The organism is Mesorhizobium sp. M7A.F.Ca.ET.027.02.1.1 (genome assembly GCF_004022985.1).
Classification (GTDB): Bacteria; Pseudomonadota; Alphaproteobacteria; order Rhizobiales; family Rhizobiaceae; genus Mesorhizobium.
The window spans coordinates 24,046-34,831 of record NZ_RZOL01000019.1 but is presented as its reverse complement, the minus strand read 5'-3'; the positions used below and the strand labels follow the sequence as shown (position 1 = coordinate 34,831).

10 protein-coding genes and 2 pseudogenes are annotated in these 10,786 nt (G+C 53.3%); all 12 read left to right on the top strand.

Annotated features, from left to right (window positions below; all coding sequences use genetic code 11):
- Positions 1-214 (top strand): annotated as a pseudogene (locus tag EN749_RS04290) (ABC transporter permease); the annotation flags it as partial.
- Positions 154-921 carry an ABC transporter ATP-binding protein gene (locus EN749_RS04285; RefSeq protein WP_348629337.1) on the top strand — a complete coding sequence of 256 codons (768 nt, stop codon included), beginning with the start codon at positions 154-156 and terminating at the stop codon, positions 919-921. The pseudogene EN749_RS04290 and the gene EN749_RS04285, both read left to right, overlap by 61 nt.
- Entirely contained in the window at positions 870-2,039 is a 1,170-nt protein-coding gene (locus tag EN749_RS04280; RefSeq protein ID WP_245491250.1) for a glycosyltransferase family 2 protein, read from the top strand. The genes EN749_RS04285 and EN749_RS04280 overlap by 52 nt, the downstream gene beginning before the upstream one ends.
- On the top strand, positions 2,040-2,663 hold the full coding sequence (locus EN749_RS04275; protein ID WP_128362617.1) for a methyltransferase domain-containing protein: 624 nt from the start codon (positions 2,040-2,042) through the stop codon (positions 2,661-2,663).
- Between the two features lie 157 nt (positions 2,664-2,820).
- The gene (locus tag EN749_RS04270; protein ID WP_245491248.1) at positions 2,821-3,600 is read left to right on the top strand and encodes a hypothetical protein; all 780 of its coding nucleotides are present in this window, start codon (positions 2,821-2,823) and stop codon (positions 3,598-3,600) included.
- The gene (locus tag EN749_RS04265; protein WP_128362615.1) at positions 3,597-6,104 is read left to right on the top strand and encodes a hypothetical protein; all 2,508 of its coding nucleotides are present in this window, start codon (positions 3,597-3,599) and stop codon (positions 6,102-6,104) included. Before EN749_RS04270 ends, EN749_RS04265 begins: the two co-directional genes overlap by 4 nt.
- Before the next feature lie 141 nt (positions 6,105-6,245).
- On the top strand, positions 6,246-6,542 hold the full coding sequence (locus tag EN749_RS04260) for a hypothetical protein (RefSeq protein ID WP_127810968.1): 297 nt from the start codon (positions 6,246-6,248) through the stop codon (positions 6,540-6,542).
- A gap of 67 nt (positions 6,543-6,609) precedes the next feature.
- A complete protein-coding gene (locus tag EN749_RS04255) occupies positions 6,610-7,542 on the top strand; it encodes a glycosyltransferase (RefSeq protein WP_127395945.1) in 933 nt (310 codons plus the stop codon).
- 29 nt (positions 7,543-7,571) lie between these two features.
- On the top strand, positions 7,572-7,973 hold the full coding sequence (locus EN749_RS04250; protein WP_164781678.1) for a GtrA family protein: 402 nt from the start codon (positions 7,572-7,574) through the stop codon (positions 7,971-7,973).
- Between the two features lie 32 nt (positions 7,974-8,005).
- Positions 8,006-8,704, top strand: coding sequence for a methyltransferase domain-containing protein (locus EN749_RS04245; protein ID WP_128362614.1), 699 nt, complete (start codon positions 8,006-8,008; stop codon positions 8,702-8,704).
- Positions 8,705-8,753: 49 nt separating this feature from the next.
- Positions 8,754-10,589, top strand: coding sequence for a hypothetical protein (locus tag EN749_RS04240; RefSeq protein ID WP_128362613.1), 1,836 nt, complete (start codon positions 8,754-8,756; stop codon positions 10,587-10,589).
- A 67-nt stretch (positions 10,590-10,656) separates the two neighbouring features.
- Positions 10,657-10,779: pseudogene (locus tag EN749_RS38615) on the top strand (IS481 family transposase); the annotation flags it as partial.
- Positions 10,780-10,786: the final 7 nt, after the last annotated feature.

Genomic DNA, 10,786 nt, shown 5'->3' with positions numbered 1-10,786 from the left:
GTTCTGGGTCTATAGCGGTCAGGAAGGCGTCCAAAAATATGCCTATCACTGGAATCCCTTTACCTATTTCCTGGAGGGCGTACGTGAGCCGATCACGGCCGGCATATTTCCGACGCATGCGTTGGCCGTGGCTGGTTACATCAGTCTCGGCCTATGGGCTCTTGCGTTGCTGTTGCTGGGCCGTTATCGCAAACGCATCGTTTTCCTGATCTGAGTTCCATGACATCCATCCAACTGAACAATGTCAGCCTCGTTTATCGTCTGTTCGAAAAATTGACCCTTTCGGCGCCTGGCCGGCGTCGCAGCGCTCTTGGCGGCAACATAGCCAAGTCGGGCACCAAGCAGGTCGTGCAGGCGCTCGACGATGTCAGCTTCGAACTCAAGGCAGGCGACCGGTTGGGCCTTGTCGGCCCGAATGGTGCCGGCAAGACGACGCTGCTCAAGGTTCTATATGGAATCTATCAGCCGTCGGGTGGCACGATATCGATCGCGGGCAAGGTCGATGCCCTGTTCAACATCAACATAGGATTTCGCCCCGAGGCCACCGGGCGCAGGAACATCGTGCTGAGAGGACTGATCAGCGGCTGGACGGCGGCCGAGATCGAAGAGAAGATGGAAGAAATAATCGATTTCAGCGAACTGGGTGACTTCATCGACCTGCCGTTCAAGGCGTACAGCCAGGGCATGGCGGCGCGCCTGGCATTTGCGGCGGCGACCACGCTCGAGCCCGAAATTCTTCTGATGGATGAATGGATTGGCGCCGGCGACGCATCGTTCCAGGAAAAAGCCAAACAACGGATGAACGAACTGGCGGAAAAGGCCGGCATCATCGTATTGGCCAGCCACGACGAAGCGCTCATCGAGCGCGTTTGCACGAAGAAAATGACGCTTCGAGCTGGCCGGATCGAGTCCCTGGTTTAAAAGCCGCCTCGCGATCAATTGGCTTCATATCCAAAGTTCTTCAGGTCCATGCCGTGAATGGCAGCCAGCCGGTCTTTAGAAAAAGAGAAGAGGGTGGATTGTCAAAGCTTATCATCCAGATCCCATGCTTGAATGAGGAGGGGACCCTCGCCGTCACGCTTGCTGATCTCCCACGTCAGGTCGAGGGTTTCGACCAGGTAGAGTGGCTCGTGATCGACGATGGCTCCACTGACCGCACAGTGGAGGTTGCCCGGGAAAACGGTGTGGATCACGTGGTCTCGCTGCCCCACAATCAGGGGCTTGCCAAAGCCTTCATGACCGGCATTGAAACTGCGTTGAAACTCGGCGCCGATGTTATTGTCAACACCGATGCCGACAACCAATACGATGCCTCCTGCATTCCCGATCTCGTCCGCCCCATACTGGAGAAAAAGGCCCTGATCGTCGTCGGCGCAAGGCCGATCAGCGAGATAGAGCATTTTTCTCCCGTCAAAAAATTCCTGCAGAAGCTTGGAAGTTTGGTCGTCAAGCTTGCCAGCGGCACGACGGTTCCCGACGCGCCGAGCGGTTTCCGTGCCATCCACCGGGACGCGGCGATACAGCTCAACGTCTTCAACCGCTACACCTACACGCTGGAAACGATCATCCAGGCGGGCCGCAGGAACATTCCGATCACCTCCGTGCCGATCCGCGTGAACGGCGATCTCCGGCCCTCACGGCTGGTCAAGAGCATACCAAGCTATGTGCGGCGCTCCCTGATAACGGTTGTGAGGATCTTTGTCGTCTATAGCCCGCTGCGCTTCTTTTCGGTGTGTGCGGCCATAGTCGCCACGCCGGGTTTGATCATGATCGCCCGGTTCCTTTTCCATTATCTAAGGGGTGAAGGCAGCGGCAACATTCAGTCGCTGGTTCTCTCCAGCGCCTTGCTTGCCCTTGCTGGCATCCTCGCCATGAGCGGTATCCTTTCCGAACTGATCGCGGTTAACAGGCAAATCCTCGAAGAAATCAGGATCAGGCAATTGCAACAGGAACATCGGGAAAATGCATTGATCCGCTCGCTTTCGATAGATCGCGAGGGTTCCAAGGTTCAGGCAGGTAAAATAAGCGGAATAGTGTAGATGAACGAAGCGCCAGCAGCCTACGATAACGTCCCGGGCAATTATTACGACAAATACAATACCCGGAATCCGATCGCACGATATCTCATGGATGGCTTTCTGAGCAGTTTCGATACGTTGACGGCGAAGACAGGCGTCCGCAACGCTTACGAGGTCGGCTGCGGCGAGGGAAATTTGTCGATTCGCCTTCATGATCGGGGGTGGAATGTTCGCGGCAGCGACCTGGAATCCGTCAGTGTTTCGGAGGCTAATGAGCAATGCACGAAGCGTGGGCTGGAGCCGATATTTGAAACACGCTCGCTTTTCGACCTGACACCGGAAGTCGCTTCGGCCGAACTGGTGATCTGTTGCGAAGTTCTCGAACACATCCCAGATACCGAACAAGCCCTTGCGATACTCAAATCGCTTGCCAAACCTTACCTTCTTGTCAGCGTGCCACGCGAGCCTGTCTGGCGGGCACTTAACATGGCCAGAGGTAAATACATCCGAAGCCTTGGAAACACGCCGGGGCATATCCAGCACTGGTCATCCGCATCCTTCATCAACCTGCTGGGCAAATCGCTGGAGGTCGTGGAGGTCCGCAAGCCGCTTCCTTGGACCATGGCCCTTTGCCGTTGTGACTGAGACAATGCAGACGGCACCAAGAGCCAAAAGCAGAAAGCTGAATTCAATAATTCGTGCCGGGGGTCTGATTGTCAGCCTTGCCGCGCTTGTCTTCGTCGGATTGGCGATCCATCGCTCCTTCGGCGACCTGCAACGGCAACTTATTTCACCATTTTTTATGATCGCCATACCGGGCTGCGCCCTCGCCTATGCCGTCATCCTGCAACTGGTCGGCATCGCCTGGTATCGCTTCCTGGTTGCCGTTGACGGGCCGTCGCTTGGGTTGGGTCGTGCGCTTGGCATTTTTGGGAAGACGCAGATCTACAAATACCTGCCGAGCAACGTGATGCATATGGTTGGCCGGTTTGCCCTCGCCCGCAATGCCGGAGCGTCGAACAAGGCGCTTGCCTTTGCCCAGATAGGGGAATTGTCCATCATCGTCCTTGCCGCAGGAACGTTGGCCGCCTTGCTGGCATGGCCAGTTTTCCAGGATGCCTATGCGCGCTATGGTCTCGATAACCCTAGATTGCTCGCGGGAATAATCGCCGCCGGGCTTTTGGCGCTTGCCGTCGGGACAGCGCTTTTGTTTCGCTTCAGGATCGCCGGCATCGGGAGAAGAGCGCTAATCGCCTCTGCCGAAGCATTTCTTCTCTATGCACTGTTTTTCATCGGCAATGGGTTGCTGATCGTTGCGCTTTCCAGAACCTTGGACGATGCGGGGCATGTGGCCGAGCTGGTCGGCATAGGAGCGGCTGCTTGGCTCATTGGCTTTGTCGTTCCGGGAGCGCCGGGTGGCCTTGGGGTGCGTGAAGCAGTTCTGATCATGGGGCTTACCGCCGCGGGCCTGCCGCCTCCGGCAGCCACCGCGATTGCTCTCGGCAACCGGCTCGTCACCGTTCTCGGAGACTGCCTGGTCGCCCTGGTGGAATTGATATTGCAAAAGGGGAAGCGCGCATGAACACGCAAATGGGGCAAGCACCCGTGCAAAACAGCCATTTGCCGGAAGAGACCCCATTTCTGCGACACATCATTTCGATGATGCTTCTTTTCGTTCTCGTCCTGGGAATCGTCGGCGTGAATCCTTTTCGGCAAACGCTGGCACCAATGGATCTGCTGCTGGCGTATCCAGGATGGGACAATGCTGGGATCGACACCCCCCTTATCAATGCAGAGCGTTCTGACGCGCTGGATCACCGCCTGCCGAACTGGCGAGAATTTAGGCGAGAGTTATGGGAAGGGCATATCCCATTATGGAACCCCCTGCATCAGCTGGGTGCAACTGGCATCCAGGCGCCTATTTATGAGGGCCTTTCGATACCTTTTATAGTTTATGCCCTCACGCCGAACGAGGCCATGGGCTACACGTTCGCAATTCTTACGAACTATCTCCTGGCTGCCTTTGGCACTTATTTCCTGCTGTTCTTCATGTTCAGTAATCGCAGGGCGGCAGTTTTTGGCGCCATGGTATTCGCATTTTGCGGTTTCAACATCGCATGGGCACATTGGCCGCACCTGACAACGAGCGCTCTTATCCCATGGGTTCTCGCCACTCAACTCCGATACTGGCAGACAGGCCGTTTGAGTTGGGCCTTAGGATTCACTTTCAGCGTAGCCTTGATGGGCCTAGGCGGCTTTCCATTTGTGGCCCTCCTTGGGGCCATCTCGTCACTGATACTGGGAATCGTAGTTCTTCTTGCCGAACTCAGGAGCATCGGCATCAATCAGCTTCCGATCAGGCGAATTGTCGGGCTCGGCTGCGCAGGCACTGCCGGTGCATTCCTAGCCCTCCCCGGCCTCTTGCAAACCAGAGACATTCTCGATTCAACTGATTTGTCTAGCCGAACAAGTGGGACAGCATTCTCCCCTTACGACATTATCTATATGTTTGGCTCTGATTTTTCAGATCATTTAGGTGTCGAGCGCACTTTTTCGGCTGGAATACCAGCCGCCCTCCTCACTATTCTTTCAATATACATAATCTTTCGGGAGCGAAATCGATTCGCTATCCTTGGGTTAATCATTGCAATATTCACAATGGCAACAGCATTTGGCGCAGCGCCTGCCAACCTCGTGAAATTAATCCCTGGCTTCGATTTAAACACCTGGAGCAGAGCATCTATACTTTTTGGATTATCAGTAGCCATACTCTCTTCCTATACGATTAATTACATATCTCCCACATCACCAAAATACGAGCCTTATTACAAATCACATGTCGTTCTGTTCATATGCCTACTTCAGGCAATTAATCTCGGCTACTGGTTCAGGCAAATCAATGCGAGACCCGACATCGAGACATTCTTCCCAGAAACCCCGTCAATATCGTATGTCTTATCAAAAATTCTTCCTGGTCAGAGCATCATCTCAGACGACAGCTTTCTTTCCTCTGGATTTTTGTCGAACTATCGATTGCCAGAATTATTTGCCCATGGCTTTCGCACCGACGCTCAAAAGAAAATAGCTCAGGACATAGCGCCTTCTTATCAGACAACATATACCGCCTCCGTCATTCAATGCTCCGACATTAATTTCTCCAGCCGACGAATTACCTATGCTGCCGTCCGCTTCTTCCTCGTCAGAAGTGGATGCGCCACCGAATTGGCTTATGAAACCTCTGGCATTGGCCAGAGACCCACTCTCCCCCTTAACAACGGTGCCCTCAAAGGTAACTTGGTAATTGACAAGCCCATGAGTGCGACGAGCGTGCAGGTTTTATTGGCAACATATAATGAGGGCTACGCTCCCTCGGCATTGATATTTGATCTTTACAAAGATGAACTTCTCGTGGCTCACGCTGAATTGCCACCGGAGGCGATACGTGACAACCAATTCGCCACCTTCAGTTTCAACCAGGCCGCTCCTCTTGTGACCGGAACGTATCGGTACGTCATTTCAATGACCAAACCCGACAGCCAAAAGACGCTTAGTGCATGGGCCTTCGAAACCGCCGGGGGCGCAACCTATCAAGTTGGGTCGAGTGTATTTCCCGGTATCCCAAAAATTAGAGTTATTGAGAAAACTCATCTTCCTCAAAATTTCTCGATCACGCCGGTAGAGCCGGGCATTGATGTTGTCGAAAACCACGTGATTCTAGGCTCGGGCTATTATGTGCATGGGTTAGACGGGCAACCGGAAGCAGATTTTGGCTCGGTGCGACTTGCAACATATCGACCGGATGACGTGACAGTGGAATATTCAGGCGCAACACATGGATGGGTCATTTTCCCCATCCGCACCAACAAATATTGGCGGGCCACATTGGATGGAAAGGCGGTAGAGCTAAAAAGCTTTTTAGATTTTTTTCCTGCTGTCGAGGTGAACGGGCAGAGCAAAATCCGGTTCTACTATGATAGCAGTCACCTGCTGAAAACGCTGGAACTCTGCATCGCCGGCTTCGCCGTCTCAGTCATTCTCCTAGTGATGACGAACGGCAGAGCCCCTCGATTACCAACAGGCACATGAACGATTATCCCTACCTCCGGTTCTGACCTGCTGCTGTCATCAGTGCTCGCCACATAGCTGAAGGAGCATGCGAGGCAGCCGGCGTGACGAGGACTTTGCCGACTGCTAAGGTCCGCCCCAACATCGACTTTAGAGGAAATGATGGACATTTTAGACCCATCCGTCGCGATTTCGCCAAGCGCCCAAAGTGCAGTTGATATTTTCAAAGGCGAATGGTCGTCCAAATCTCCAGCGACGGCCGATGCCACAACAGCCCCCGGGAGCGCGCCGCCCTCTTTGAAGGCTCACGTATCGACTGGCTTTCGAAAACCGTTGAGGGATTTTTCCGGCAAGCGCATCCTGGAACTCGGACCGATGGAAGCGGGACATGCTTACTTGATGTATCAAGCAGGGGCGGAATCGATACTCGCGGTCGAAGCCAATTGCGATCCTATCTGAAATGCTTTTGCGTGAAGGAAGTCTTCGACCTCCTCCCCCCGGGCTGTTGCGAAAAATGACAAGCGCCATGACTAACAAGAACCGTGAACACAAAATAGCAGTACTTGTTCCTTGCTACAACGAGGAGCTAACTATTGCTGACGTAATTCATGACTTCAAATCACACCTACCCGCAGCCGATGTGTACGTTTATGACAATAATTCGAGTGATGACACCTATAACGCGTCTGTTCGCTCAGGAGCGATTGTACGCAAAGAAAAAAGCCAGGGAAAAGGAAACGTGGTTAGGCGAATGTTCAGCGATATTGAGGCGGACATCTATATTTTAGTCGATGGGGACGGCACTTATGACGCGTCTGTAGCCCAACGCCTAATTGATGAGCTCTGTTCCGGCCCCTACGACATGGTAAATGTCGCGCGTGTGGCTGAGAATTCCGACGCATATAGAAGCGGCCATGAATGGGGGAACAAGCTCCTAACCGGCCTCGTTCGACGAATTTTCGGCGCAGCAACCACCGACATGCTATCTGGATACAAGGCGTTTTCGCGGCGCTATGCTAAATCGTTTCCCGCCCTATCGACCGGGTTTGAGATTGAAACCGAGCTTGTGGTGCATGCGCTCGATCTCCGCTTACCCCAATCAGAGATCACAGCCCCCTACCGCGAACGACCAACTGGTTCCGCGAGCAAGTTGCGGACCTACAGTGATGGCTTACGAATACTGCGCTTGATCGGTTTCCTCGTGAAGGAGGAGCGGCCGCTTGCCTTCTTCTCTATTGTGGCGGGTATCTTGGCGATGCTCTCTCTGCTCATTGGCGCGTCTGTCATCATCGAGTTTATGGAAACCGGCCTCGTACCCCGTTTGCCGACAGCGGTTCTTGCGACGGGCATCATGGTGTCCGCGCTGCTCTCGTTATCCAGCGGCTTCATTCTTGACACCGTTACGCGCGGCCGGCGCGAGGCGAAGCGCTTGGCCTACCTCCGATATCCGGCGCCATGATCCACAGTAGGCGCGTCGAGGCAAAACACATGAGGCAGCGCATCAGAAAGCTTCCCGATTTCCTCGGCGTGGGGGCACTTGGGTTCATAGTCGATGCTACCGTATTCTTCGGGTTGACACTGATTTTTTCCACTCAATACTGGCGCGCGCGGATCATTGCCTCCATTGTCGCAATCGCCACAACATGGGCGATCAATCGAGTTGCTACTTTCTCGGCATGGCGCGTCTATACCGCGTTTGCCGAGTTTTTGCGTTACCTGGTTGCGAGCTCTGTCGGAGCGGGAGCCAACCTTGCCGTAATGTCCGCAATTGCTCCCCACGACGCCAGTCTACGGCACGTTCCTGCCTATTGTGCGGGCGCAGCCGTTGGCCTGGTGGTCAATTTTCTTCTCTACAACATGTTTGTCTTTCCCGGCAACAGGAAGGCGTAACGGTGCACGCGATAAACAATGGAGAGGATGTCGTGAATAAGACGAACGATAATGGAGGGAATATTGACTCTATTTACTACAGAGATGGCGTGAATAATTCATTTTCGATGCGCCTTCTAAAACGCGCCCGTATGGCGATGATGAATTTGTTCATGGAAGAGCTGTCACCAGGCAGCACTTCCAGCATCCTGGATATTGGCGTCTCCGACGACGAGAATGACGGGGCCAATTTCCTCGAGAAACACTATCCGTGGCAACACAATATCACTTGCGTCGGCCTGGGCGACGGGAAGCAGGTCGTCTCCAACTACCCAAAAGTCCATTTCAAACAAATACGCGCTGGAGAACGGTTGCCCTTCGAGGATCAAAGCTTTGACATCGCGTGTTCCAACGCGGTAATAGAGCATGTTGGAGGGCCTGCACAGAGGACCGAGTTTATCTCCGAACATCTAAGGGTGGCAAAAAAAGTTTTTATTGCCTTTCCTAATCGTTGGTTTCCTGTTGAGCATCACACAGGTCTTCCGTTTCTGCACTACACGCCCCGGCTCTTTCGGACACTGCTGAATGGAACCAGATATTCGTACTGGACGCACCCAGAAAATATGGACTTTTTGGATGGCCGATCTATTATGAAAGACTGGCCCAAATCAGGGAGAAGTCCGGCTGCAATAGTTAACACCGGTATTCCTCTAGGTCTTTTTAGCTCCAATTGTGCCGTTATCGTACGATAGCTGAAGATACTTGCGGTATATGGAACCCATTCCGGCGGGAAGAGATTTGATGACTGGGACCACTGTGGAGTTACAGAGATGGAGCTTGCTTGGGTTCAGTTGGACTGAGGCGCAAACCGCGCGGGTACTCCTGATTTCGCTTCTTGCAGTTGCTGCCGTCTATGTCGGATTGGCGCTCACGCCGTCGCACTATGCGATGGGCCTGCAATATCTTGGCTCGCATGCAAGGCCCTTGCTTCTGTCAGCCCGCCCCATTCGATCGGACGAATGGATCGTCCTAACGCCGCTATTTCAAACTGCCGTCCGCGGCGGCTTTTCGACCTTCAACCAGATTTCCCCTTATCATGAGTCCCTGAAAGGGTTCTGGGCTTTGCCTATTCTGGATTGGTCTCTTGTCTTCAAGCCGCAGCTTTGGGGCTTTTGGGTCTTGCCGCCGGCCTATGCTTATTCTCTGTATTTTGCCGTGCTTTGGACGGCGTTTTTAGCTGGTTACACCATCCTTTTGCGGCAATTTGGTGCCGATCTGTGGATCGCAGTGTTCGGTGCCGGCTGCCTTTTCTGCTCCCATTTGGTGCAGGTGTGGTGGACATCGCACGGTGCAACATTTGCGTTCGCTCCCTGGCCGATAATAGCATTCCTGCTTCCGATTCGTCCGTGGCTGAAATTACCGCTTCTTTTCTGGACCTGCGCTGTCTGGGTGTTCGGTTTCGTCTACCCCCCCTTCATGATCCCCGCGGCGTTTGCACTGGGAATACTGCTTCTGGCCTTCCGGCGTGATATGATCACTCCTGCGAATATTGCAGTCGCAGTTTCGGCGATTGCCTGCCTTGGTATCAGTTTTGTCTTGTATTTCAGCGACCTCATTCAGATCATGCAGGCGACTGTCTATCCTGGCCAACGGGATATATGGGGCGGCGGCGTCAACGAAATGAGGTTGCTTGCCTATCTCTTTCCTTTTTTTACCACGGTGCGCTTCTCGCCGCTTCTCGCGACTAACGAATGCGAGGTCGCAGTTGTTTCGACCCTCCTGCCTCTGACAGTGCTCGTTTTTGTTAGCTATCGGTCATTGACTGAAACCTTGAGGGACAACTTCGTCTCCTTTGGGGTGGTCGGGCTAGGTTTGATTTTGATGCTAGCGTGGATGACACTGCCGATACCTTCCAGTATTGGGAAGATCCTGCTCTGGAACAAAGTTCAACCTGGGCGTATGGTCTGGGGATTTGGATTGCTTTTTACCATATCTATAATTGTTTCTGCTTCTAGATGCACATTTGTAATTTCGAAAGAGAGAATTGCGTTTTTTTTAGCAATTATGGTATCGACTTGGTTTCTGTCAAAGGCAGGATTTAATTGGGTTCCGGGGTATTCATATGAAAAAAACCCTGGCGCCTTGATGCGTGGATACTTCGAATGGATTGCAATTGTTCCATTTGTTTTGAGTGCCGGATATGTCTGGTACTTCGGTCAGCCGACAAGAAACAGTGGGCGGATATTGTTTGGCTCTGCATTTGTCTCTGGCGCGATTACGTTCGGTATGTTCAATCCCTTTCAGCAGGCCTTTCCGATTTTCGACATTCCGGAAACGCCTTTTCTGACAGCGCTTCGCGAGCAGGCAAAAACCAACCCTAACGGATGGGCTGTCATGCCTGGTATGTATGGCGCTCTGTTCTCTGGCGCGGGTGTCCCGGCAATCAATCACACGCTCACTGCACCGCAGCTTTCGTTCTTCCGGCGAGTGTTTCCCTCAATGCCTGAAGCAGCGTTTAATGATGCATTCAACCGGTATGCACACATCATTCCAACTGACGTCCCGGAACCTCGTTCGCCTTCGCCCGATCAAGCTTGGGTTCCGATCAAGGCGTTTACAACCAAAATACCAGGCTAGATGTTTTGATCTCAGGCTTTGATGGTTCATCATTGTTGTCCGAATCAAAGGATGAGCTACGGGCCAGATCCTGCATGTACCGCATCGTCAAGCGAGCCTGAGGGCGCTTTCGAAGCGCTACGGCATCAACCCTAAGACGGTCGCGAAGTGGAAGGCGCGGAGTTCGACCGCCGATGTACCCACCACCCCAGGTGGAG